Below are 24,911 nucleotides of genomic sequence, written 5' to 3'. Positions count from 1 at the left end.
ATGCCTGCCTATAAATAAGGCCTATTTAAGCATTAAGGCGTTTTTAAAATCACTAGTTCCTGTAGTTAAATCTATAAGATAGCCGTTCATAACGGCATATCGTATTTCACCTTCCTTTTCTAATAAAAAGGTAGCATTTGCACCGGGCTGTAGTTTTAGATTGCGCCGTTTGTAGTTGGCACTTACCACATGTATCGGAAGGGTCACATGCTTTATATTATTTGGTACATTTTCTACCCGTACATGGGTGTAACCCGATTTTAAAAGTTGCAAAATATCCATTTTGGATAAGACGTCAATGGATTTAATTATTTCCGGAACCAATTTCCCTTCTTTTAACCTGTAGGTATTGGCATCAAAGGTTTCATAGCCATAATAGGTCGATAAATCGCCCTGATCTGCTATTTGTCCAGCCACATAAAAATCTTTATTCCCTGGAAAATCATTTTCGACACGATTAATGCCTATATCCAACCTATAGTCTTTTCCAAGCAGATGGTAGGTTACCCCTTCTATTTTAAGGTCAAAAAGTTTTCGGTCGTTTTCCGGTATCTTTTCATAATCGGCAACAGGTATATTCATATAACTTTTGTTGGCAATAGTAGCTAGGGCAGATAAAATGGAGACGTAATTAAGCTTTCTAATTTCTTGTTTTTCAATATCATTGGGATATCCACCCGATTCAATTAAAATTGCACTGGTGCCCCATTTCTGAATATTGTCGCCAAAAGCTCGGGGTTCAAAATCATCGTTATACCGACCTACCTGACCCGGTGCGTAATTTTGTATGATGCTGTTCATATACACGATAACCTTCATGGCATTGGCACGAACGGTATTGATGTCCTTTTCATAGTTAAAAGCCGGTGCCAAATATGATATTGTCGCCGGTTTTTCTGTCCGCTCCGCATTATAATAGGTGCTTTGGTCGTGCAAGTTAAAACCAAAATCGGCCTGCAAACTATCTCGCACTCTTTTCAAAATTCTACTTTCCGGAGATTGTAGTTGCAGGGCATCCCTGTTGATATCGATTCCCAGCGTATTCCTTCGCTGAAAGTTTTCTGCACCATCCGGATTCAGCATGGGTAAAAAGTGGAGGGTAAGCGCCGCTAGCATTTCCTTTTTCTCTGCTACAAAATCATCACTTTGTAAAAAATTAAAAATATCAAAAATGGCTTGGGTTGCCGTAGGCTCATTGCCGTGCATTTGCGACCATAAAAATACATCTGTTTCCCCTGTGCCAATACTGATAAGTGAAATACTGCGCCCTTCAATAGACTCTCCCACTTTTGCAACAGTGAATTCATCTACAGCTTTAAGTTTAGCTATTAAAGGCTGTAGCTCTGAATGTTTTATACGACGCTCGGCGAGCGTACTTTCTTGGTATTTTTCGTAGCTATCGTATAAGGCCGAAGTTACATTATTTAATTGTCCGAAGGCATTACAAACATAGCCTAAAGCCAATAGCACTAGTAGATATTTTATTTTCATTGGTTCACTTTATTTTTGGTGTGGGTTTAAAATTAAGATTTTTGGTAGCTTTTTTTACCTTCCGTAGAAATTCTTTTCCGGGATCGGTCTTTTGCGTTCGGTAGGCACTATCTTTTTCTAGCCATAACGCATGCTGCTCAAATTGGGTGTATTCATAATGGCCAATAAGGTAATCGATGGGATATTTGCGTTTCAAATAGTGAACCAACCAAATGTTGGCTTTTTTTTGAGCTCGTGTCAGCGGACGTTCCTCAGTGCCTCCTACATTTTCGATCCCGATAGCACTATGATTAAGCCCGATTACATGCCGCGCCATAGTAGTTTCCGGCATTAAGCGATATATGGTTCCGTCCTGATCTACCAAAAACTGAGAAGACACATTAAGGCCACTTACACCTTCTAATTCCGGCCTCCAATTTGGTAGCGTAGGCTGATTAAAGGCTGAGAAAGATCCTTTTAACGTTGGTATAGCTGTCCAATGCAGCACAATCATCTTGGGTACAATAGTACTTGTATCTTGCGCTATACCATACCGTTGAACCATATATTGCCGGGTAAGCAGCTCCCTTTCTTCATTAAACAAAATAGGAATATCCACGATTTTTTGGGATGATTTACAAGCTGTTATCAGCAATAGCATACCGAGGATTCTAATTTGCTTCATGTATTCCTTTATTTTAGTCGTTGCGGTTTATAACCATAGTACTTATTCATTACGAACACGGGTGGATTTGATGGGTCATTTTAGATCATTGTGCACGTATTCTATACGCTAATCAAAATTTAGATGCTCCTACACATGCCTACCATTATCATCGCCGTCCTTAAGGACAAGGGCAGACATCGAAACTTACGGTAAAGGTTCCTTTTGAAGCCTTGTTGATATGCTTCGAGCTTATTTATTTTGTTTTAGATTCCGTAGGTGCTGTCATTGCAGCACTATCTTTCTTAACTGCATATTGAATTTCAATTTTTTTCCGGCCCCATTCTTTGGCTATTTTTTTGTCTAATCCCATATAAATATCGATTCTATTGCGCCATCGGTGATGCATTTTATCCTTGACCAAATAAATACCTTCAAAACCATCAATTTTAACCATTGTATTGTATTGCAGTCCTTTTTTTAGCAAATCTCTGGATACTGCAATATACTTTAAGCCCGGTTTTAAGGAATCTCCCCAAGCGGTGATACCGGAATGCTCATAAGACGTTTGGTTAGGCAACGAATTATAGGCGGTTGCTGTAACCACCATAGGAATCCATACATAGGGGTCTTCTTTTTCTACAGGGCTGCAACCAAACAGCAGTGTACTAAAAATCCAGATGAGGCCGTATGTCCGCGTCATGATAGTCTCATTTTTTTAGTGTACTGTATTTTCGAGCCACAGGATATCTATATCACTTTCTTTCCAAACATCCGATAATTTCTTAGGTACCGGCGTAAAGGCATACGTAAAAGAACTTAACACAATATCTTCGTCGCCGTCGCCGTCCACATCCGCAGCATCCATCAAAAACCAACGACCTAACGCCGCATCTGTAAAAGTGTACGGTTGAAAATGGTAGTGCTGCGGCATCTTATTTTCTAAATATACAAATGAAAGTTCAGGTTTGGCATCATAATCTGGAAAAGTTGAAAGCAGCCCAAAATCGATATCTCCATCCTTATCAAAATCTCTTGCAACCACACGGGTTGCACCGTTTAAGGGATAGAAATAGGTTTCTTGAAAATTATTTTGGCCATCATTTAAATGAATTCGCATCCCGTGATAGGGTTTATGCACGTACGATTTATCGGCATTATCACCATTTACGGTAATGATGTCCATATGACCGTCGCCGTTGTAATCTGCCAACTCAAACCAGCTGCTGCCATACACAGGACTAAACCGGATAGCCTGCTGCATAGCGAATTGTAAGTTTTCCTTTTGATATAAAATGGTGATGCTTTCATTACCTTGCGAAGTAAGCACCACCAAATCGTCCTTCCCGTCTTTGTCCATATCTGAGGGTACAACACGGATTACCCCGGGTTGCTTTAATAGCACTGTTTTTAGAAAACTTCCGGAAATATCCTTTTTTAGCAGGGATAATTGACCGGTAAAATCACCAAATTCGCTCACTATAATCTCATCAATTCCATCCTTGTCCAAATCATGAACTAAGGTATGCACAGGCCTATGCAAAGAGTCGGCTATTATTGTATTTTCCCCCTTTTGCCACATAACAATACTCCCTAAGGCCTGTTCGGAAGGATCTAAATACCCCACTAAAGTACTATACGAGGTATCTTGTAAGTGCGTATGGGCTGTGATACCGCTACGCATATTCGAAATCAAGGTGTTGGTTTGCTTTGTTGTAAAATCGTAAGACCGTAAATTACCCCTTAAATCTCCCGTTAGTAAAACCTTAAATGGTTTGTTATATTCCATAAAAGTTAGGAGCGATCCTTTTGTGCTATCCAAATTTATGGGTTGAGGTTTAAATAGTACCAATTCTTTAGATGCCACGCCGGCTTTAACCGCTTCTAAGGTGTCCGGCGCTAAAGTCAACACATAATTTTTTAAGAGGTGCCAATCCGATTCGGAAATTAAGGGTGCATACGGATAAACTCCTGCTTGTAAAATAAGGCCTTGCTCATGAAACGAAACGCCTTTGAACTTGTTGTATGAAGCGTCCTTTACGCCTAAACGGGCTCCCATTTCGGGCAATATGGCAGATTCCCAAATCGTTTCGGGCAAGGCGTCAATGGCCGGCAATACATGACAACTGCCACAATAATTTTGATAAAGCGCCACCGCCCTTTTTTCTTTGGGAGAGGAACAGGAAATACTTAAACTAAAAAAGACCCCCCATATAGAATACCGCGGAATCATAACCTTTATTTTTCTCATTGTAGCCAGTCGCATTAAAAAATGAAGATAGGCATAGGACGTATGGCATCCAAAACAATAGCTAAAAAAATCCATTATTCTAGGATGTCCTTCGAAGGTCTATACTAGTACCGGTTGCACTTTAAGGGTTGAAAACACTCCCATGAGATATCCCTCTGAGAATTGGTTCTACGCTTGTAAATGGAACAAATTCATCGTTTTAAGTAGATTGCAAGGCTTCGCTTCACTTTTTAAAATAGGTGAACTATCTTTTTACTACATTCATTTTGAGTGGAACAAGAAAAGGGTCGTTCTGTGCACTCCCCCAAAAAGTAAAAACCTTACATTAGTGGTCTGTATTGATTTTCCCTTTTTTGAATGAAATAGCGTATTTATGAAATTATTGAAAAGACTACTGCTTGTACTTGGCTTGCTGCTCGTTCTAGCTATCATTTATAATTATCCTAAACTACATATTATTTCAGGGTTTGCAGCTAAAAATATGGCGTCTACCGTGTTTATTGCGAAAAGATCCGTAGAATCCATCAACAAAAATGACCATAATGTACCCTTAATTAAATTGGCAAACTCAGAGGTTGATAAGGAAAATCAGAAAGCTTCGGCCAGCGTTTTTGGTCTCATGAAAAGGGAAGCAGTATACCGTGATGGACTGGGAGCTGTGCTCTTAAATTCACACGACACCTTAGTAAATAGTACGCCGAATAGAACCCCAGTCCGCCGAGACGCACCATTTCCGTACGGCCAAGGAGAACCTCGGGATACGATTTTTGAAAACGTAGATTATCCTATGCTCGAGGCTGCCATCGGCAAGGCATTTTCCGATTCGGAAACACAAAAGACGAGAACGGTTCTCGTACTGTATAAAGATCGAATTATTGCAGAACACTATACCGATGGGTTTACCAAAAACACCCCTATTTTGGGATGGTCGGCCACCAAAAGCGTATTGGCAACATTATATGGCATTTTAGAATATCAAGGTACGCTAAACGTTACGCAAACTGCCTCTATTGAAGCGTGGAAAAACGACAATCGGAGGCAAATCACCCTTAACCATTTGCTGCGTATGCAAAGTGGCTTGGCCTGGGATGAAGATTACGCGGCTATTTCCGATGTTACCAAAATGTTGTTTTTGGATGGTGATATGAGTTTGGCTCAAAAAAACAAACAAGCTATTGCAAAACCCGGAGAAAAGTGGAACTATTCATCCGGCACTTCAAATCTGTTATCCGGTATCTTACGGCAGCAATTTAAGTCGCATCAAGCCTATTTAGATTTTCCATACCACGCCTTAATCGATAAAATTGGAATGCATTCTATGCTGCTAGAAACCGATATGGTTGGTAATTTTGTAGGTTCTTCGTATGCTTGGGCAACCACACGCGATTGGGCCAAGTTTGGCTTGTTATACCTACATAAGGGCAACTGGAACGGCGAACAGCTCTTTAAACCGTCTTGGGTAGCCTATGTTACTCAACCCACCGAACATTCTAATGGCACCTATGGGGCGCATTTTTGGCTCAATGCCCACGGAAAATTTCCTGACGTACCCCGGGATATGTATTCCGCCAACGGCTATCAGGGACAATATGTGTTTATAATTCCGTCCAAAGAAGTGGTGGTGGTACGTACCGGATTGGCTGAAAACCCCAAGTTCGACGTAAATTTATTTTTAAAAGATATTTTAGCGGCCATTCATTAGTTTTTTAACGCAACCACAAAGAATGGCCATACCAATACGTCATTCATTGCGATCTATATATCGTATTAGGATACACAAATCGGTAGCTATAAAGTTTTGGTTTTATGTACCCGCAGCATTTTACAAGCTAAACTTTCAACCTAAAAAATAACCCGCGACAGCGTATAAAGAGACGTTAAGATAATTAAAGTTCCCACGATGATTAACAACTGTCTTTTCGGGATTTTTTTGGTGATATAAGCCCCCAGAGGAGCCGCAATGGTACCTCCTATAATGAGTCCTAAAATTATTTGCCAGCTCTGAATTCCGGCAAAATAAATTAAAATTCCAGCACTGGTATACGTCACAAAAAACTCCGCAGTATTTACCGTGCCAATAACCTTTGCCGGAGTATTGCCCTGATTAATAAGGTTTGATGTAACTATGGGCCCCCAACCCCCACCCCCAATGGAGTCTAGAAACCCTCCTGCTAAGGCAAAAAGGGAAGCATTTTTAGTGTTCTCTTTGGTGTTTATATTTTTTTTAAATGCTTTTAAGAGAATTAAGATCCCCAAAATCAACAAGTAGGCCATAATATAAGGCCGTATCACTTTTCCATCTAAGACATCGCCCAAAAGATAGGCACCTAAGGAGGCACTTAAAATACCCGGTACTAGGAGTTTAAAAAATAATTTTTTATCAAAATTACCAAATTTCATATGCGAGAGACCCGAAACACCGGTAGTAAAAACTTCCGCTGTATGGACTGCCGCAGAGGCCACTTTGGGCGAAAGGCCAAAACCGAGCAGAATGGAATTTGAAGTAACCCCATAGGCCATGCCCAACGCACCATCTACAATCTGTGCCATAAACCCTGCCAAAATAAACCATAAAAAAGTTTCATTAAAGGTTAAATCCTCTTCTGTAGCCTGAGGTAGGTATTTAAAAGCTACAATAGCGATTAGGGAGATTTTAAGAAAAACAATTAGGATTGAAATATGCTTTATTTGTATTTTTTCCATTAGTGCTTTAGGATTTAATTACTTCATTTTAATTTCTGATGATGTCTAAAATAATCGAGGAAGTTGACGGACAGTTCTACGTATAAAAAATTGGATACACTTGCATTTTCTCCATTTGCGGCGAATTGCCTGTTCTGTATAAAGTCGCCAAAACGGTAATGCGTATATCCCATATTCACATCTAAAAAGGGCGTTGGAGCAAAGCGAGTTCTAAAATCGAGCCCATGCCCTAAGAATTTGCCGGAGTTCCCGGAAGAATCTCGGTTAAGTGTTGTGCCTCCCAGCAAATTAGCAAAGCGGTCGGTATTGCTCGCCAGCCAATAAAAACTGTATCCACCATCAAACTTAAATAAGAGTCCTTTGATACGAGATTGGAATTCTACCTTTAGTTTTGGCGTTACTATGTTCTCCATCACCACGTAATCATCAGAAGACCAGGGACGGGCAAAACCAAAATAGCGTTCAAATCGGTTATTTCTGTTATCGTTCGGATTCTTATCGCCGCTTACATATCCGAAAAAAGCACTTACGCGGGGTTTTAATGGGGTAGATTTTACAGTATAGCCTATTTCTGATGTAAAGGCATACGCCCTATGATCTTGCCCGTTATCTTTCCCTATTTGATACATTCCCGTGAGATCATAATTAAAACCTGAGGTATGTATCCAACCATATAGCCGAAGGCCAAAACCATGTATTTCTCTGATCCTGTTATTATTTTCTATAGTTGCGTTTTGCTTTAGCCCCAAATAATAAGGTTCAATCGTTACGATTTGCGACCACTTACGCCAATGGCCCATTAAAGCATAAAACCACCTCTCTTTATCGGTACGATCTAAGGCACTAATATCTCTATTTATGGGTTGTACCAAAAGGCCATCAAGTTGCCAGTCATTCTGTTCATCTCCTAAAGCCAATCTCAGTCCCGTGAAGGTATTGGTGGTGTTTCGCCAATTGTTTCGTGCAATGAGGCGTCTATCCAAAAATTCAAAAGCCATGCGTCCGTAGCGGATGGAAATGGGTCTTGCGTTGCCCAACGCATCGGTACCAAGCGCCTTATTAAAATACAATTCGGCATAGGCTTGTATCATTTCTGTTTTGTTCGCTTCTCTGTTCGTTATTGGGTAATTACCGTTATTTTGTCGTGCATCCTCCAATTCAACAGCCACACGTAGAGGATCGAGCACATGTAGCACACCCAAATAGATACGTTGTCTTAAAAGTAAAGTGAAATCTTCATTAAAACTATCAGACCTTCGGATATCGTTGTACCGCAATTCTATACGGGCTCTACTATCCCACCCTGCTACAAGCCCATCATAAAATCCTGAACTGCGAACACCCAACGTTGAAAAGCGGCGTGCATAATTCGGAATAGCCGGTTCTCTTTTAGTCCCTAAAGATCCTGGCTCTATATAAAATGAGGTGCGATTTAGTGGTGCCTTGGCAGTAGACAAGGAATCGGAAACCCGTTCTTGCGCTTGTACACAAATTCCGACGTGAAGCAGAATGCCAACAATTATGAAGATGCTATTTTTTATCTTAAGGGTATTTAGAGTAACAAGGGGCAAATGTAACAAAATAGAAACAATCCTACTACTCTACTAGGGTATAAATCTATAAAAAAATAGAGCTGTCATAAAACACCAACCACACGAATAACCTATTTGACCACAATATCTGTAGCATTGGCAACTTCTATTTTACAGGGCTCCTTACAGATCGTACTTTAGTCCTGTATTTAAAAAGGAAGTTAATTTTTTCATTTTCATATAGTGTTCTCGATAAAAGAGTCTTGTCTGCCGATAAGACTCTTTTTGGTTTAAGCTAGCGGTTGATAGTTGACGGTTGATAGTTGAAAGATTGCAGCGCGCCTTGAAACCATAAACTAATACTATGTGACATTCTACTTGGGACTTTGGCTTAAAACTTCACGTTTTTAGTATTTTAAGGAATCCATTTGTCACTACCAAAATTGGGTTTTCGTTTTTCTAAAAAGGCATTCCTACCTTCTTTAGCTTCTTCGGTCATGTACGCTAAGCGCGTGGCTTCACCCGCAAAAACCTGCTGCCCTACCATACCATCATCCGTCAGGTTCATCGCAAATTTCAACATTTTTATGGATGTGGGCGATTTTGCCAAGATTTCTTGTGCCCACTCAAAAGCGGTTTCTTCTAAATGTTCATGAGGTATAATGGCGTTTACCATTCCCATATCTAAGGCTTCCTGAGCGGAATAATTCCGCCCTAAAAAGAAAATTTCCCTTGCCTTCTTCTGACCCACCATTTTTGCTAAATAGGCAGATCCGTAACCACCATCAAAGCTGGTTACATCGGCATCGGTTTGCTTAAAAATAGCGTGTTCCTTGCTCGCCAAGGTAAGATCACAAACTACATGAAGACTGTGTCCGCCCCCCACAGCCCAACCGGGAACAACGGCTATGACCACTTTAGGCATAAATCGAATTAAACGTTGTACTTCCAAAATATTTAGACGATGCATGCCGTCTTCTCCCACATATCCTTGCGCTCCTCTCGCTTTTTGATCTCCGCCACTACAAAAGGAATACACCCCGTCTTTGGGAGAAGGTCCTTCGGCCGAGAGTAAGATTACACCAATTGAAGTATCTTCTTGCGCATCGTAGAATGCTTGGTACAATTCGCTTGTTGTTTTTGGTCTAAAGGCGTTGCGTACTTCGGGTCTGTTGAATGCAATGCGAGCCACTCCTTGGCATTTTTTATAGGTGATGTCTGTAAATTCTAGAGCTGTAACCCAATCGATATTCGTCATTAGTTTCAAGTTATGTGTTTAAATATACGTATAATTAGACTTTTTGCGACCCTTTTGATCTGTTTATAGAGCACCAACCTTTAGTTTATCGCATTCTTTAATTGAATCCATCGCGACATATATTTGGTGGCTGCCATGGTTTGATGCTGCAGTAGCGCTCCTGTAAAATTTGCTGCCCTATGAACTTCTAATTTTTTTTGTTTTAGGCTTAGTATATCCTGCAATCTTTTGAGGTGATCTATCCTATTAAATCGTTCTGCCAAAATGTGAACACCCTTGGTCTGTGCCTGTAACCATAGCGCTTCATCATGATATAATTGCACGGCAGCTTCTGCAAATTCTACGGCATCATTTTGCACAAAACCACCCCAAGGAAGGGTATCATTTATTCCTTCTGCCCCAATAGGGGTGGTTACACTTGGCGTTCCGTACTGCATCGCATCCACTAATTTTCCTTTAAGTCCGGCACCAAACCGCAAAGGAGCCAAACACACTCTTGCCTCCGAAATAACTGTTTTGGCCTCTTTTGCCCAACCCAACACATAAAACCCATCTTTGGGTTGGTGCATTTGCATAATAAATTCAGGAAAATACGAACCGTAAATTTTAAGTTGCGCCGATGGCATTAATCTGCGTATTGCAGGCCAAATATCGTGCTTTAACCATTTGATGGCGTCTATATTTGGAGCATGCTTACCCGTTCCTATAAACACAAAATTATTACGCTCCTCATAGCTTGGCCATTGCGCTTTTTCTTTTTTAGTAAGGTTTTCTACCAAAAAAGGTAGATAAAAAAGCAAGTTCTTATCTATTTTTAGTTCCGTTGTAAGCAATTTCATTTCAAAAGAAGAGATGATAAGGGACAGGTCGCATCGGTAGACACTGGCTATTTCACGTTTGGTTGTTTCGTTTTGTACCCAAACAAGGGGCGTAAAAGGAATTCCCACTTTAACGCAGTGCTCTCTTGCGGCTCTTAAGGAATGTAGATCTTCCGTATCTAAAATACGCAGGGCATCGGGTACTTGCTCTGCAATGCGCCACCCAAATTGTTCTTCGGTATAAAACCGATCAAAAATAACGATATCCGGATTTAGATTTCGAACAAAATCATCAAAACTATCATGATTTAGCGTAATTGATGCTGTAACGACATCCTTCATGAGAAGCACATGAGCATCGGTTGTTACCGTTGCTGTACTTGCAAATGTAATCTTACACTTTTGGGCAATAAAAAATTGAATGAGATGCATTATGCGTATGCCCGCAGCGGTAGCGGTTGGCTCGGGCCAAGAAAGACCTATAAATAATACGTTCTGTGGTATCAAAAGGGGGTTCGCATTACATTTTTTCTGAAAATTTTTGAGAAATACGAAGTCGTAGCTTACGCTCGTAATCTTCCTCTAACCATTCCTTATAATTCTTTGTGTTGTTCATTATACAATACGAGTATTGGCGTACCCGGTATGCAATTTCTTCTTTAAGCTGTTTGGCTAGGATTCGCGCTTCAAAAACATCCTTGCTATTTTCTACGCAAAGTTGGGCGTGCTGCGCTATGCTCATTTCCAAGACCGTTTTAGATCGAAGACCCTGCGCCATTATTTTTTTGTACACTTCTTTAATATTGAACTCCAAGTTCGATGATTTTCCAAATTTAGCTCTTAGTTCAAATGGCATTTCATATACAAACTCGCGCTCTATATCCTCGTCATTTTTGATATTTTCCAAATAGAAATCTGGAAAATGAAATATCTCCTGCCAATCAATAGGGGCATCCCAAAGTCCAAAACGAGCCACATTATTTCCCATATCGATCACATTAAAGGTGTCTTTATTAGGCAATATCCGCGAGCCTCTTCCAATCATTTGGAAATATAAAGTCAGGGATCTTGTGGCCCTATTTAGAATGATGGTCTCCACCGTAGGTTCGTCAAAGCCTGTAGTTAGAATACTCACCGAGGTTAAGATGGCATCCGGTGTTTCAGAAAACCAATTTAAAATATCGCGTCTTTCTGATGCCGTGTTTTTATTATCTAAATGCTGAATGTTGTACCCCGCTTTCTTGAAGATTTCATACACATAGCGTGATGTATTAATACCGTTATTAAAGATTAGGGTTTTGGTGCCTTTACCCACTTCTTCGTAGGCGTGCATTAATTTGCCCAACATGTTTTGATTGCTGTAAAGCTCATCTGACGATTTTATGGTATAATCGCCGCTAATACCCAATTTTAAGGTTCTAAGACTCACATCGTAATTATAAATTTCCGCCTTGGCTAAAAACTTTCTTTTAATAAGCGAGGGTATCGATTCTCCAACAATAAGTTTGCTGTAGTTGTCCTTCATGGGCAACTTTACGTTAGAACTAAGTGGCGTAGCGGTAACACCTAAGATCACAGATTTTCTGAAATATTTAAAAAGCTTTCGAAACGAATTATAATGGGCTTCATCAATAATTACCAGGCCAATATTGTTTATTTGGATCTTTTCTTCTTGCAGCCTATTATTTAAGGTCTCTACCATGGCCACAAAACACATATAATCATCCTGATCTATCAATTCCTTTACGTCGCTATTGATGATTTTGTTTTTGACACCAAAATCGTTCAACATTTTCGACGTTTGTGCACTAAGTTCGATGCGATGCGTAAGCACCACCACCTTTTTTTGGGTGTTGGAAATATACCTTCGGGCTATTTCAGAAAAAACCACCGTTTTGCCGCCTCCTGTAGGAAGCTGATACAACACATTAACATCGTTCGGTGCTTCCTCGAGATAATCAAAAATGGTATTTAAATCTTGTAATTGATAATTGTAAAGCGTTTTCTCCTTTATGTCTTGTTGTACCTCCAAATTTAGGGCTGTTTTTGTAAATAAATAAACCTTACAAAATTAGCAGTTTTTTTAAGCTTAAAAGAAACTTTGGCGAACAAATCCGGAATTTTGTATCTGAGATGTTTAAATTAAAAGTAACCAATTGATATTTAAGTAGTTATTTGTAATGATTTTTTTGGATAGAGCTACTACATCCCGCGATACGTGTTTTAAGTGTTTATTTTTATTGCTTTTAAGGGATGATATGAAAGGCCCTACCAATCATCCTCCTAGGCGTTGATAGTTTCGCTTATGCCTTTTATGTGCATATCGATAAGGCGTGTTTCCTTATTCCGGCACATGCGTTACAACCCATGAAAACGCTTCGCTATTAGGCCATTGCATTCTCTTTATGTATTCGTAAAATTGGCAGATACGGCTTTTAAAATCGGGCCACAATTTATGGTAAATAATATGTTGCAATGCGCGGTTAAAGGAAGTCAACATACTTTTATAGAAGGCTTCAGCTACCCCTTTTTCCATGCTATAACGTTGCGCAATTTCCAAATTGTACATCATCAAATCGGCTAGCATAGAAGAATCCATGCCTAAACTTTTAAAATGCGTGATGTATTTTTGAGCCACAGAGCGTCTTGCTTTTGGGCGCCTTGATCGCAATGGAAAATATTCGTTGTAAATCTTGCGTTTAGCTTCTTGTATGAGTTGCTCTTCTTTAGGATTAAAAACAAAATCATAGTAGGTTTTCACCACCGGAAAGCGATCATAAAGATCGATCAACTGTTGCGCAACTGCCTTTTTATCTAAAGAAGAAACATAAGAAATTAGTGCTCGTTTGCTCATAAGTCCAAATAGTGTTATTCATTGTTTTGCTGAAGAAGATCGTTCATTCGTCCAAAAATAAGGATTGTGGAGTAGAATTAGCTCATTTGACCTTTGTTTGTAAGGGTATCTTAAACTTCTCATAAATTGTGTATAACAACTCTCATATTTTTTGGATAATACAAGAGAAAGGTGTAATATGTTAGCTATAACTAAAAGGTAATATATGAGGCAATTAAAGATCATCAAACAGGTTACAAACAGGGAATCGAAATCACTTGACAAGTACCTGCAAGATATCAGTAAAATAGGATTGATAAACGCCAATGAAGAAGTAGAATTGGCACAAAAAATACGTGCAGGAGATCAGGCTGCATTAGAGAAACTCACCAATGCCAATCTAAGATTTGTGGTTTCTGTGGCAAAACAGTACCAAAATCAAGGGTTAACCTTACCGGACTTAATTAACGAAGGAAATGTGGGTCTTGTTAAGGCAGCCGGCCGGTTTGATGAAACACGGGGGTTTAAATTTATTTCTTATGCGGTTTGGTGGATTCGTCAATCTATCCTTCAAGCCTTGGCAGAGCAATCTCGAGTGGTACGGCTTCCGCTCAATAAAATAGGATCGATCAACAAAATTAAAAAAGCCTTTTCGTATTTGGAACAAGCACATCAGCGCCCGCCTTCGGCAGAAGAAATTGCCACCGAATTAGAAATGACGGTAAATGAAGTAAAACAGTCTATGAAAAATGCCGGCCACCATATCTCTATGGATGCGCCTTTGCGGGAAGGGGAAGACTCTAATTTGTACGACGTATTGCGTTCTGGTGAATCGCCTAGACCAGACATGCATTTATTACAACAATCATTGAACACGGAGATAAATAGGGCGTTGGAAACCTTGTCGCAACGCGAAGCAGATGTGGTAAAATTGTATTACGGAATTGGCGATAATGAGTCGATGACTTTAACGGAAATTGGTTTAACGTTTGATCTTACACGCGAACGGGTACGCCAAATACGTGAAAAGGCCATTCGGAAACTGAGACTAGATTCTCGAAATAAGTTGCTAAAAACCTATTTGGGGTAATCCTAAGACAAAAAAAAGAGCCCGCTCACATGGACTCTTTCTTAAAATAGAATTCGTATTTTAATACTGATTTAATTTATGGATGTTATAGTCCATTAAAATTTCGTTTAAATTTTCAAGAAAATTTAAATACGCGGTGCTGTCGTGGTTTTGATGTGCCATACTTTTTGTTTTTAATTTAAGAATAGCCGAACGGAATTACATAAAATCCAATTCGGCTAATTCGTTTACACTTAAAATTTCATTTAAATCTTGAAGGAACAATAGGTATTCCTCTCCGTAGGTGTCGTACAACATGGTTCGATTTGGTGTTTGTGTTGTTATTCGGATTTGGGTTCTAAACTTATGTTAAACTTAGCGCTTATGCCTTAAACGATCAACAAAATGTGGTGTAGGATCTATTTTTTGTTGCGAAACTAAAATTTTGGTGTGTATAGCGAATCTTATGTAGCTCATAGTGCACTGTGAAGCTCGTGTTGCTTTTAACATAAAATAGTTCACTTTGCAATTTTTGGATATTTACTGTTGTGAGTTTCGTTCATTTTTTAGCCGTTCAATCTCAAAATGGATGGCGTTTTCCGCAATCGGATACGCTGCGACAAATTCTTGATACAACAAGGCTATCCCAGATATATCGGTTTTTTCTTTGGCATTTTGGTGTATGGCTATCATTTTTTGATGCAGTCCGTTTAGTTGCATCATCAAAAGTCCCGGTTTCATTTTATGAGCGGCAAATTCTATTCCTTTAAAATCCTTCTTTTCTAAATGATTTTTCGTTTTTTCGATAAACTCCAGAACATTTTGTTGAAACAATTTGATCAACTCTTCCATGAGATCTATTTGCCCCATGCATTCCGCTAAGAGCGGCCTAAGATGTATACGTTCTTTCCCTTGTTGCGTGTTACGGGGTATGGCATTTTTAGATTTTGACACCCCTTTCTGCTGCGCGCTAATACGTTTCAGATGCGCTATTTTTGATACTAATTGGGGAGCGCTGTACGGTTTCAATATAAAATCATTAATTCCGACCGCACCGCAACGGGCTTTATCATTGCCACTAAAGTCTGCTGATAGGGCTATAATCGGTATTTCAGACGCACCGGATATACCGCATTCTTTAATACGACGCGTTACTTCAAAACCATCCATTTCAGGCATTCGCAAGTCCATCAGAATGAGATCGATGCTACTGTTTTTTAATACGGTAAGTCCGTAATTCAATTGATCCGTAATATGCACCTTACATCCCCACGATTTCAAACGTTCCGCTATAAGTCGTTGATTAAGGATATTATCTTCAAAAACAAGAATCCGCATGCCCTTTACAGTATTGAGATGTGCGTTTGTGGCTATTTCCTTTTGCTGTTCCTGTGCGTGTATCAACGCTTTCTTTGCTTTGGCAAAAGGCAATTGAAAGGTAAAGGTGGTTCCTACACCTAGGGTACTGCGTACCGCAATTTTTCCCCTTAATTGAGTTATTAGCTGATGTACAATGTGAAGTCCAAGGCCGTATCCTCCGTATTTCTCGAAGGTGTTTTCTTCTGCTTGTGAAAATGCATTGAAGATGTTTTGTAATTGGTCTGTTGCGATGCCTATTCCTGTATCTTTCACCTCAAATGCCAACCAATGAATTCCGTCTTTTTGATGCATCCATTGAACATTAACATGAATAGTTCCTTCATTCACAAACTTTATGGCATTACCAAGCAAGTTCAATAAAATCTGAGAAAGTTTGGAAGGATCGCCTTGCAACACAGCGGGTATATTAGGGTCTATCTCTAGGGCAATGGATACCTTTTTATTTAAAATTAGTGTATTGCATAAAAAAGTTACGTTTTGTAAAATGCCTTCAAGATTAAAATCGATCATGGCTAGCTTTTCCTTTCCGGAAGAAAGTCTGCTGTACGCTAACAACTCGTTAATCACTTCCAATAAATGATGAGATGCCGATCTTATTGCTTTTACATGACCTTGTTGCACCTCGTTTAGTGGTGTTTCATCGAGCAGGTCGGTAAATCCAATAATCCCATTTAGTGGTGTCCGTAAATCGTGGCTTACATGGGCAATTAGTGTTTCGGGTTTCATTTCTTGTTGCCCTAAATTATGGGAATCTTTTTCGCCGAGTGGCGCTTTTAAAAGTGGTTGGGTAGATTCGCTTTTATGCCCTGCTATTTTCGATTGCAAGATGCATTTAAAATCGTCAAACGCATTTTTCACGATTTGGGCATCTAATGTGGATAGTTCCGCTACAGAAAAACCACTTAATTCTTTTTCTACTTCAACTATACACGCTAAAAGTTGATGCGATGCTAATGGCTTTGGTTTAAGATTGCTCAAAAGATATAAATTTGGTTGTTTAACTAATTTTTTTTGCTAATGAAAGCACGAATTGCATCTTAAAATTCCACCTTTTTTCTAACAGAACCTATTAAATGTTACCTACAGCCCTATTTTTGTGGTCAAAATGCGTAATTTGTAAGTGAAAATAATGAACTGAAACAAGCCATGCGAAAAAGTGTACTCTACAGAGAATGCGCATTGGCGCGTTACATCTGACCGAGTTAATAAATTAAATATTTACGTAAATGAAACAGTTTATCGGATTTTTAAGCATTATATCGCTACTTTCTTGCAAACAGTCTACAAACCCGGTGGAAGAAAGTAGCGCAGAAAAGGCACTGAAAATTCACAAAAAAGTCATTACCATTGACACGCATTGCGACATCAATGTGAAAAATTTTACGGACAGTATAAATTACACACAAAATTTAGACACCCAAGTTACCCTTCCCAAGATGACTAAAGGCGGTTTGGATGTAGCTTGGTTTATTGTATATACAGGCCAAGGTGCATTAAGCGAAGAAGGGTATGCCAAAGCCAAAGAAAACGCTAATGCTAAATTTGATGCTATTCACCAACTTACTACCCGTTGGGCTCCGGATCAAATAGCATTGGCGAGAACCTCCGAAGAAGTCCGCCGCATTCATGCATCCGGAAAAAAAGTAGCCATGATTGGCGTAGAAAATGCGTATCCCATTGGGGAAGACCTTTCGGAAATAGAAAATTATTACCATTTAGGTGCCCGATATATATCCCTATCCCATAATGGTCACAGTCAATTTTGCGATTCTAATACGGGAGAAGCGGATAACGAATGGCTGCACAATGGTTTAAGTGATTTAGGCAAACAAGCGGTGGTAGCAATGAATAGATTGGGCATAATGATCGACATTTCGCACCCTTCTAAAGAGTCGATGAAACAAATTATTGCGCTTACCGAAGCTCCGATTATTGCATCGCATTCCTCGGCAAGAGCTTTGTGCGACCATAGCAGAAATTTGGATGACGAACAATTGTTACTGCTCAAAGAAAATGGCGGTGTCGTACAGGCGGTTGCCTTTTCGGCATATCTGAACACCAAAAAACATGAAGATTACAATGCGTACATGAAGCAAGTGTACGCCAGCATAGCCGATTCGCTACAAATAGAATGGTTTGAGCGATCTCAGTTTTCCGAACTAAGCACTACGCAGCAAATGACTTTTATGGAAAACTATCCAAAAGTAGTGAAAATGGCCAAAGAAAAGGTAAAGCGTCTAAACGATGTGCCTCCGCAAGTAAATGTAGCCGATTTTGTAGATCATATAGACTATATGGTAAACCTTATAGGTATTGACCATGTCGGTATTAGCTCCGATTTTGATGGCGGTGGCGGCATTGAAGGCTGGGCTGATGCCTCCGAAACGTTTAATGTAACATTAGAATTGGTACAAAGAGGCTATACCGAACATGATATTGAAAAACTTTGGGGCGCCAATCTTTTAAGAGTTTTGGACGAAGTTGAAGCCGTTGCCAAAAAGATGGCTGTACACTAAAAATCTTCGGCAAGGCGATCTTTTACATATTCAATTTTTGTTTTGCCGTGGGGTGCCGGTTTGCCGTTTTCATCCAAGTTTACCATTATAATATTATCAACCGTAACAATGGTTTCTCGTGTCATTTTGTTGCGTACCTCACAATTGAGTGTCAGCGAGGTTTTTCCAAATTTAACCACCTCTACCCCAATTTCTATAACATCGCCCTGCTTTGCCGTACTCATAAAATTAATTTCGGACATGTATTTGGTTACGATGCGCTTACTTTCTAATTGAATAATGGTATAAAGCGCAGCCTCTTCATCAATCCAAGCCAAAACCCTTCCGCCAAAAAGCGTTTCATTAGCATTTAAATCTTCCGGTTTAACCCATTTTCTAGTGTGAAATCTCATCGTATCTTCGTTTTCTTCTACAAAATTACAATAAGACTATCGTTTAAAAATCGTAATTAACAGAAGCACAAAAGGTTTTAGCGAATTGTTGTTGGTTCTATCCAATTTTCCAAAACATCGCAATATTGCCATGCCATTTTCACGGAGTTGGCAACGCCATCGCTTACTATGATATTGCCATTTTAACAAAACGCCCAAGGCTCTACTCATAATAGGAATTCCATAAACAGCGCTAACCTAAAAAGGCATGTACACGTACCCTTCCGTGTTCATAAAGCCGTTAAAAACTAAATGGCATGTTCCTATCTGTTGCCACCTTATTCTTTAATTTTATACAAACAGAGGATTCCTATGGATAGAGCTACACAATTAATCCAAATTAGACCCCATATTCCGGCAGCAAAGACTAACGAACACATGGGTAAAAATGAACTTTTTCAAAACAGCACCTTACGGCCTATTCTAAAATTGCAAAACCATTTGTTGTTGGCAGTCTTTAAAAACTACATTGCAAAGCACAAAAATTCGTTTTATGAATTAAGCCTTCAAAAAAAGCTTGCCTACATTGAAAATGCGATACAAAAAGATGTAAAATTTAGGAATTCGTTGAAAGGAATTATTATAGGAATGTTTACCCTGGCGGAATATGAAACCTATATTTTAGATTCTTCGGCTCTTAACAAAAGAATGATGCAAATGGTCATTGAGCGTCTAAAAGACCAAATTCAATTTTTTGAACTTCCTGTTTTAGTCTAATAAAGACTCGCCATTCAAGTTGGTGGTCAAAATATCGCTCATAAGATCGAAATAGGGTCGAATGGCCTTAAAGGATTCATCAATTTGGGTACTAAAAGTTGGGGACAGCACTTCTGTATCCTTAAAATTACGAACAAATATAAACTGCTTCTTGCGAATCAAACCAATGTTGGGATGTTCTTTGTGGAATCCTTTAGGAGCTGTTTTTACTTCATCGCCTTGCAACGTACCCCAAATTTCTTGAAAATAGCGTTGTTGGCAGATTTCATTAAAATGAGAGGCATCCGATTCAAATTCCTTTCGTATCCGAAATAGATCATCTTTATTGGGTTCCCAAAACCCGGTGGCGATAAAACTATTTCCGGGTTTTAAATGAAGGTAATACCCGCCTCTCAGACGTGCACCCCTTCGGGAAAAAGAGCCTCCAAAATGGGTTTTATAGGGAGTTTTATCCTTGGAAAAACGAACATCCCTGTATATTCGGAAGAGTTTCACCTTTTCTATATCGTCATGATGCTTTAAATCGTCCATGATTGCCGTGTAGTAGGTCCTCACCTCTTTTTCCACTTGTGTAAACGTATCTTTATGCGCTAAAAACCACTCCTTATTGTTGTTGTTTTCCAATGCCTTAAGAAAATTAAAAATGTTTTTAGTTAGTACGGCCCGTTGCATGCGACTATGTCCCTGTTTATTTTAAGCTAAAGTTAACCATTTTGGATAAGTTACTTTAGAAATATTGGTTAATTTTGAACTCCTAACAACCATTTCATGAACAGAAAATCGATCATAGAGCAGATCAATGAACACAAAAAACAGCCCAACCTAAAATATAGATTAAAACGCAAGACAGAAACATTTACAGATCTCTTATTCTACACCCTATTTGATAGTGAAACCCCTGTAGATGAAAATTTGAGTGAACTTGCGATACAATTTGATGAATTGGTAACCTTGGCGTGTTGGGAGGTAGATAGACCTTGCAAAAAAGTTTGGGAAAATTATGTGGTGAAATTGCCTTATATTTTAGAAAAACTAAATTTAGATGCAGAGGCCTTTCTAAATTGCGATCCTGCGGCTTCTTCTATAGAGGAAATTTACTTGGCCTATCCCGGTTTTTATGCTATTGCAATTTATCGTTTGGCACACGAACTGTACACGGAAGGTTTTCCACTAGTACCCCGATTAATGACAGAATACGCACACCGACAAACGGGCGTAGACATTAACCCGGGGGCTACCATAGGAAACTCCTTTTTTTTAGATCACGGTACAGGAGTGGTTATTGGCGAAGCTGCAGTAATCATGGATCACGTACGCATTTACCAGGGCGTTACCTTGGGTGGTTTATACGTGGCCAGAAATTTAAGAAAGACCAAAAGGCACCCTACTATTGAAAGTAATGTTACCATCTATGCCAATGCCACCATTTTAGGAGGAAAAACCGTTATAGGTGAAAACAGTGTTATTGGGGGAAATGCATTTATTACCTCTTCCGTACCCAAGAACTCTACGGTGTACCAAAAATCGGAAATCAAAATAAAAACGAGTCCGAATGCCACATAGCATTGTTGATTTAATTGGGAATACCCCCATGGTAATCTCAAGGGTACTAAACCAAAATAAAAATGTACGCTTGTATTTTAAACTTGAAGGGAATAATCCCGGTGGAAGTGTAAAAGACAGGGCTGCATTAAACATGATTAAAAGCGGGTTAGAACGAGGGGATATCACCAAAAAATCACGTCTTATTGAAGCTACCAGTGGTAATACGGGTATTGCATTGGCCATGATTGCCGGAATATATGGTTTGGAAATTGAATTGGTAATGCCCGAAAACTCGACCAAAGAACGGGTACAGACCATGCGTGCCTATGGTGCCAAAGTAACCCTTACCCCTGCGGATATTGGTATTGAAGGCGCGCGCGATTATGCAGAAGCCAAAGTTAAAAATGAAGGTTTACTCATGCTAAACCAGTTTGGCAACAATGACAACTGGCAGGCCCATTACAAAACTACGGGCCCGGAGTTGTGGCGAGATACCGCTGGGAAAATTACCCATTTTGTGTCTTCTATGGGAACTACCGGCACCATTATGGGAACCTCAACCTTTTTAAAGGAAAAAAATAAGGCCATTGAGATTGTTGGGGTGCAACCTACAGATGATGCCAAAATTCCCGGCATTCGGAAATGGCCGGAAGCCTATTTGCCTAAAATATTTGATCCCAAAAAAGTAGATCGGATTATGGAAGTAAATGAAGCAGAAGCCGTAGCCATGACCAAGCGATTGGCCAAAGAAGAAGGAATATTTGCAGGCATGAGCAGCGGCGGTGCGGCAGCCGCTGCGTTGCGACTTGCCGAAACCCTAGATAGCGGTGTTATTGTATCCATTGTTTGTGATCGGGGCGATCGGTATTTGTCCTCCGATTTATTTGAATAAAAAATTTCTTAAAATTGACTATCCCCGAGGCTTGCCTTAGTGGGTATCCCTTCGTTGTGCGGCATACAAAAAAAGCCAACCGTACTTACAGCACGTTTGGCTTTTGCCAACGCACGGACAGGGAAACAGACATAAAAAAAGTAAATTTGACACGAACAGAAAATATATAGATGAACAATAAACCTTTTGAGATTTTGACGCCCGACAAAAGATGGGCACCAGGACAAGCTCAACTTGATGCTTTTAAGAATAAATATGAAATGCTTCTTGCACCGCTTGTACACAAAGTCAGAAAAGCAGTTGAAGAATGGAGAAACAGCGAGTATGAAGGAGCAACCGAGACTACAAAAGCACTTTTAAACCATTGGTTTAACCGAGAACACACCAATGAAAACGGACAAAAATTTAGTTTCTATTTTTCACAGAGAGAATCTGTAGAGTCTGTAATTTACTTATATGAAATAGCCAAAGCCAAGGACAAATTCGAGTTACTGAAATTTGACGGATCGGGTCGTGTGAGTACTGGTATGTTTGACGAAAATTGGACACGCTATGTAATTAAAATGGCAACAGGAACAGGAAAAACCAAAGTCTTAGGCTTAGTGTTGTCTTGGTCGTACTTCAATGCTAAATATGAAGAAAACACAGGACTTTCAAAAAACTTCTTGGTAATTGCACCAAACATCATTGTTCTCAATAGAATTAGAAAAGATTTTGACGGTCTTAAATACTTTTTTGAAGACCCGTTTATTCCAGAAAATGGTTGGGCAGACCGTGATTGGCTCAATGATTTTCAACTGACATTACACATTCAAGACGAACTTAAACCTATAACTGATTCAGGAAATATCTTTTTGACAAACATTCATAGAGTATTCTTGAATGAAGATGCAGAGCCAAGTGTAGAAGAAATGTTTTTGGGCAAAAAACCCAAACCAGATGCCGACACTTCCAAAGGACTTGACCTTGGGAAAGTATTGAGAAGCGATAAAATTAAAGATTTGGTTATTCTCAATGATGAAGCACACCATATTCACGACCCATCTTTGGCTTGGTTTAAAAGTATAGAAGACATTAGCAATAAATTAAAGCTTAAAACAGGCAAACATATTGGTTTGCAATGTGATGTAACTGCAACCCCAAAACACAACAACGGAGCAATTTTCGTACAGACCATTTGCGACTATCCTTTAGTGGAAGCCATTCAACAAAATGTAGTGAAATCGCCCGTTTTGCCTGACGAAGCATCAAGACATAAATTAGAAGAGAAGCCATCTGATGACGTAGTAGAACGTTACAAAGACTTTATTCATTTGGGCTACATTGAATGGGAAAAGCAATATGAAGAACTGAAAAGCCAAAAAACACCTTTGCTTTTCATTATGGCAATGACCACAAAAGAATCTGATGCCATTGCTGAATATTTAGAACGAACTTACCCATTGCTAAAAAATGCAGTGTTGAGTATTCACACCAACAGTAAAGGGGAGATTTCAGAATCATCAAGCAAAAAAGCCAAAGATGAATTGGATGTTTTGAGAAAAGCGGCTGATGATGTGGACAAAGACGATTCCCCTTATAAAGCCATTTGTTCCGTTTTAATGCTTCGAGAAGGTTGGGACGTCAAAAATGTAACCACCATTGTTGGGCTTCGCCCATTTAATGCTGATTCTAAAATTTTGCCTGAACAGTCCATCGGTCGTGGCTTGCGTAAAATGTTCTCTTTAGATGTTCACGAAACTTTGTCAGTAATTGGAACGCCTGCCTTTATTGAGTTTGTAGAGTCGCTAAAAACAGAAGGTGTAGAATTTCAATATTCACCTATGGGCAAGGGTAAGCGTGGCAAAAACCCAATCATTGTGGAAGTGGACAAAGAAAATCCTAACAAGGACTTAGATGAATTGGACATTCCTATTCCGCAAATGACCCCAAGAATTTATAGAGAATACAAGAATTTGGAAGAGTTGGATATTTCGACATTGAAATTTGAAAAATCACCTTTTAAAACATTCAATTCGGAAGAACTAAAGGAAATTGTTTTTAAAGATATTGAAGATAAAATTTCACACACCACCATATTTAAAGACAGCATTGCAGATTATAGAAACGTAATCAGCTTCTTTACGCAAGCCATTTTAAAAGAAAGTCGTTTGGAGAGTGGTTTCAATATTTTATACCCCAAAGTAGAAAGCTTTATTCAGTACCAACTATTTGGTAAATCGGTTGATTTATCAGATGCTCAAAGCATTCGCAACCTTTCTGAAGCACAACCAAAAGCGATTCTTTACAGCACGTTTAAAAACGCTATCAATGACCTTACGGTAACCGATAGCGGTAGAGCAGAAATCAAAAATTACATATCGCTAAAAACGGTTCGCCCAAAAGTTACAGACGAGCAACCTTTCTTGATTCCTAAAAAGTCCATTTTCAATAAAGTCATTGGCGACAACCCTTTTGAGTTAGAGTTTGCTTCTTATTGTGAAAATCGTTTTGCAGATGTTGTTTCTTTTGCTAAAAACACAATGGGAGACGGTGGTGTAAATTTCAAAATCGAATATCAGGCGGAAGACGGAAATATTAGAGAGTACTTTCCAGATTTTTTCGTGAAAACAAGCGATAAAACCGTTTTTATAGTGGAAACCAAAGGACGTGAAGATTTGGACGATATACGCAAAGTAAGGCGATTGGCCCAATGGTGCACAGATGTGAATGCCCAGCAAAGCGATAAAACATACACCGCTATCTACATCAAGCAAGAAGATTGGGAAAAACACCAAGCCAGTTTAAAATCATTTCATGACGTTAAAGCCATATTTCCGGCAGAATAAAACA

The 24,911-nt window shown here is 39.3% G+C and carries 20 protein-coding genes; 7 read left to right on the top strand and 13 right to left on the bottom strand.

All coding sequences use genetic code 11. From position 1 onward, the window contains the following. Positions 1-21: 21 nt before the first annotated feature. The 4 genes from U1E44_RS04455 to U1E44_RS04440 form a co-directional block, all read right to left on the bottom strand. A complete protein-coding gene (locus U1E44_RS04455; protein ID WP_322929848.1) occupies positions 22-1,491 on the bottom strand; it encodes a M14 family metallopeptidase in 1,470 nt (489 codons plus the stop codon). Between the two features lie 4 nt (positions 1,492-1,495). After that, positions 1,496-2,155, bottom strand: coding sequence for a peptidoglycan recognition protein family protein (locus tag U1E44_RS04450; protein ID WP_322929847.1), 660 nt, complete (start codon positions 2,153-2,155; stop codon positions 1,496-1,498). Positions 2,156-2,390: 235 nt separating this feature from the next. Beyond that, the gene (locus tag U1E44_RS04445; RefSeq protein WP_322929846.1) at positions 2,391-2,837 is read right to left on the bottom strand and encodes a 3D domain-containing protein; all 447 of its coding nucleotides are present in this window, start codon (positions 2,835-2,837) and stop codon (positions 2,391-2,393) included. Positions 2,838-2,852: 15 nt separating this feature from the next. Beyond that, positions 2,853-4,385, bottom strand: a complete 1,533-nt coding sequence (locus U1E44_RS04440) for an FG-GAP repeat domain-containing protein (protein WP_322929845.1) — start codon at positions 4,383-4,385, stop codon at positions 2,853-2,855. A gap of 373 nt (positions 4,386-4,758) precedes the next feature. On the opposite strand from U1E44_RS04440, the gene U1E44_RS04435 reads away from it, so the two are divergent. Beyond that, positions 4,759-6,087: a serine hydrolase domain-containing protein gene (locus U1E44_RS04435; protein WP_322929844.1), complete on the top strand. Its 1,329-nt coding sequence runs from the start codon at positions 4,759-4,761 to the stop codon at positions 6,085-6,087. A gap of 140 nt (positions 6,088-6,227) precedes the next feature. On the opposite strand, the gene U1E44_RS04430 is transcribed toward U1E44_RS04435, so the two are convergent. The 6 genes from U1E44_RS04430 to U1E44_RS04405 all read right to left on the bottom strand — a co-directional run bounded on the left by U1E44_RS04430 (position 6,228) and on the right by U1E44_RS04405 (position 13,550). Further along, entirely contained in the window at positions 6,228-7,088 is an 861-nt protein-coding gene (locus tag U1E44_RS04430) for a sulfite exporter TauE/SafE family protein (RefSeq protein WP_322929843.1), read from the bottom strand. Positions 7,089-7,111: 23 nt separating this feature from the next. Then, on the bottom strand, positions 7,112-8,668 hold the full coding sequence (locus U1E44_RS04425) for an alginate export family protein (RefSeq protein WP_322929842.1): 1,557 nt from the start codon (positions 8,666-8,668) through the stop codon (positions 7,112-7,114). A gap of 367 nt (positions 8,669-9,035) precedes the next feature. After that, on the bottom strand, positions 9,036-9,878 hold the full coding sequence (locus U1E44_RS04420; protein ID WP_322929841.1) for a 1,4-dihydroxy-2-naphthoyl-CoA synthase: 843 nt from the start codon (positions 9,876-9,878) through the stop codon (positions 9,036-9,038). Between the two features lie 80 nt (positions 9,879-9,958). After that, positions 9,959-11,203, bottom strand: coding sequence for a glycosyltransferase (locus U1E44_RS04415; protein WP_322929840.1), 1,245 nt, complete (start codon positions 11,201-11,203; stop codon positions 9,959-9,961). A gap of 13 nt (positions 11,204-11,216) precedes the next feature. After that, positions 11,217-12,728 (bottom strand): DEAD/DEAH box helicase, encoded by a 1,512-nt coding sequence (locus tag U1E44_RS04410; RefSeq protein ID WP_322929839.1) that lies wholly within the window; start codon positions 12,726-12,728, stop codon positions 11,217-11,219. A gap of 309 nt (positions 12,729-13,037) precedes the next feature. Then, a complete protein-coding gene (locus U1E44_RS04405) occupies positions 13,038-13,550 on the bottom strand; it encodes a DUF6155 family protein (protein ID WP_322929838.1) in 513 nt (170 codons plus the stop codon). 205 nt (positions 13,551-13,755) lie between these two features. Here U1E44_RS04405 and U1E44_RS04400 point away from each other — a divergent pair, with 205 nt between their 5' ends. Continuing rightward, positions 13,756-14,619, top strand: a complete 864-nt coding sequence (locus U1E44_RS04400) for a sigma-70 family RNA polymerase sigma factor (protein ID WP_322929837.1) — start codon at positions 13,756-13,758, stop codon at positions 14,617-14,619. 519 nt (positions 14,620-15,138) lie between these two features. Here the strand turns inward: U1E44_RS04400 and U1E44_RS04395 are convergent. Then, the gene (locus tag U1E44_RS04395) at positions 15,139-16,956 is read right to left on the bottom strand and encodes a hybrid sensor histidine kinase/response regulator (RefSeq protein ID WP_322929836.1); all 1,818 of its coding nucleotides are present in this window, start codon (positions 16,954-16,956) and stop codon (positions 15,139-15,141) included. A gap of 248 nt (positions 16,957-17,204) precedes the next feature. On the opposite strand from U1E44_RS04395, the gene U1E44_RS04390 reads away from it, so the two are divergent. After that, positions 17,205-18,494 (top strand): dipeptidase, encoded by a 1,290-nt coding sequence (locus tag U1E44_RS04390; protein ID WP_322929835.1) that lies wholly within the window; start codon positions 17,205-17,207, stop codon positions 18,492-18,494. Here the strand turns inward: U1E44_RS04390 and U1E44_RS04385 are convergent. Next, on the bottom strand, positions 18,491-18,886 hold the full coding sequence (locus U1E44_RS04385) for an acyl-CoA thioesterase (protein WP_322929834.1): 396 nt from the start codon (positions 18,884-18,886) through the stop codon (positions 18,491-18,493). The genes U1E44_RS04390 and U1E44_RS04385 overlap by 4 nt on opposite strands. 351 nt (positions 18,887-19,237) lie before the next feature. On the opposite strand from U1E44_RS04385, the gene U1E44_RS04380 reads away from it, so the two are divergent. Then, positions 19,238-19,642, top strand: a complete 405-nt coding sequence (locus U1E44_RS04380; RefSeq protein ID WP_322929833.1) for a hypothetical protein — start codon at positions 19,238-19,240, stop codon at positions 19,640-19,642. Here U1E44_RS04380 and U1E44_RS04375 read toward each other — a convergent pair. Further along, a complete protein-coding gene (locus U1E44_RS04375; protein WP_322929832.1) occupies positions 19,634-20,314 on the bottom strand; it encodes a DUF2461 domain-containing protein in 681 nt (226 codons plus the stop codon). The two genes, U1E44_RS04380 and U1E44_RS04375, sit on opposite strands and share 9 nt — an antisense overlap. Positions 20,315-20,410: 96 nt before the next feature. Between U1E44_RS04375 and epsC the strand changes: the two genes are divergently transcribed. The 3 genes from epsC to U1E44_RS04360 all read left to right on the top strand — a co-directional run bounded on the left by epsC (position 20,411) and on the right by U1E44_RS04360 (position 24,907). Continuing rightward, positions 20,411-21,205 carry a serine O-acetyltransferase EpsC gene (epsC, locus tag U1E44_RS04370; RefSeq protein ID WP_322929831.1) on the top strand — a complete coding sequence of 265 codons (795 nt, stop codon included), beginning with the start codon at positions 20,411-20,413 and terminating at the stop codon, positions 21,203-21,205. Then, entirely contained in the window at positions 21,195-22,079 is an 885-nt protein-coding gene (gene cysM / locus U1E44_RS04365) for a cysteine synthase CysM (protein WP_322929830.1), read from the top strand. The genes epsC and cysM overlap by 11 nt, the downstream gene beginning before the upstream one ends. A gap of 170 nt (positions 22,080-22,249) precedes the next feature. Beyond that, positions 22,250-24,907 carry a DEAD/DEAH box helicase family protein gene (locus U1E44_RS04360; RefSeq protein WP_322929829.1) on the top strand — a complete coding sequence of 886 codons (2,658 nt, stop codon included), beginning with the start codon at positions 22,250-22,252 and terminating at the stop codon, positions 24,905-24,907. The last annotated feature ends 4 nt before the right edge of the window (positions 24,908-24,911 follow it).

Origin of the sequence: Aurantibrevibacter litoralis, assembly GCF_034651555.1 — a bacterium.
Taxonomy (GTDB): domain Bacteria; phylum Bacteroidota; class Bacteroidia; order Flavobacteriales; family Flavobacteriaceae; genus Aurantibrevibacter; species Aurantibrevibacter litoralis.
Note: the sequence above shows the minus strand (reverse complement) of the source record. Positions and strands in the feature narration are given on the sequence as shown.

Excerpts from the sequence above, each read along its gene's own strand:
- U1E44_RS04400 (WP_322929837.1), top strand. The coding sequence starts at position 13,756 with ATGAGGCAATTAAAGATCATCAAACAGGTTACAAACAGGGAATCGAAA.
- U1E44_RS04375 (WP_322929832.1), bottom strand. The coding sequence starts at position 20,314 with ATGCAACGGGCCGTACTAACTAAAAACATTTTTAATTTTCTTAAGGCA.
- U1E44_RS04360 (WP_322929829.1), top strand. The coding sequence starts at position 22,250 with ATGAACAATAAACCTTTTGAGATTTTGACGCCCGACAAAAGATGGGCA.
- U1E44_RS04450 (WP_322929847.1), bottom strand. The coding sequence starts at position 2,155 with ATGAAGCAAATTAGAATCCTCGGTATGCTATTGCTGATAACAGCTTGT.
- cysM (WP_322929830.1), top strand. The coding sequence starts at position 21,195 with ATGCCACATAGCATTGTTGATTTAATTGGGAATACCCCCATGGTAATC.
- U1E44_RS04390 (WP_322929835.1), top strand. The coding sequence starts at position 17,205 with ATGAAACAGTTTATCGGATTTTTAAGCATTATATCGCTACTTTCTTGC.
- U1E44_RS04385 (WP_322929834.1), bottom strand. The coding sequence starts at position 18,886 with ATGAGATTTCACACTAGAAAATGGGTTAAACCGGAAGATTTAAATGCT.
- U1E44_RS04440 (WP_322929845.1), bottom strand. The coding sequence starts at position 4,385 with ATGAGAAAAATAAAGGTTATGATTCCGCGGTATTCTATATGGGGGGTC.
- U1E44_RS04380 (WP_322929833.1), top strand. The coding sequence starts at position 19,238 with ATGGATAGAGCTACACAATTAATCCAAATTAGACCCCATATTCCGGCA.
- U1E44_RS04405 (WP_322929838.1), bottom strand. The coding sequence starts at position 13,550 with ATGAGCAAACGAGCACTAATTTCTTATGTTTCTTCTTTAGATAAAAAG.
- U1E44_RS04455 (WP_322929848.1), bottom strand. The coding sequence starts at position 1,491 with ATGAAAATAAAATATCTACTAGTGCTATTGGCTTTAGGCTATGTTTGT.
- U1E44_RS04445 (WP_322929846.1), bottom strand. The coding sequence starts at position 2,837 with ATGACGCGGACATACGGCCTCATCTGGATTTTTAGTACACTGCTGTTT.
- U1E44_RS04420 (WP_322929841.1), bottom strand. The coding sequence starts at position 9,878 with ATGACGAATATCGATTGGGTTACAGCTCTAGAATTTACAGACATCACC.
- U1E44_RS04430 (WP_322929843.1), bottom strand. The coding sequence starts at position 7,088 with ATGGAAAAAATACAAATAAAGCATATTTCAATCCTAATTGTTTTTCTT.
- U1E44_RS04435 (WP_322929844.1), top strand. The coding sequence starts at position 4,759 with ATGAAATTATTGAAAAGACTACTGCTTGTACTTGGCTTGCTGCTCGTT.
- epsC (WP_322929831.1), top strand. The coding sequence starts at position 20,411 with ATGAACAGAAAATCGATCATAGAGCAGATCAATGAACACAAAAAACAG.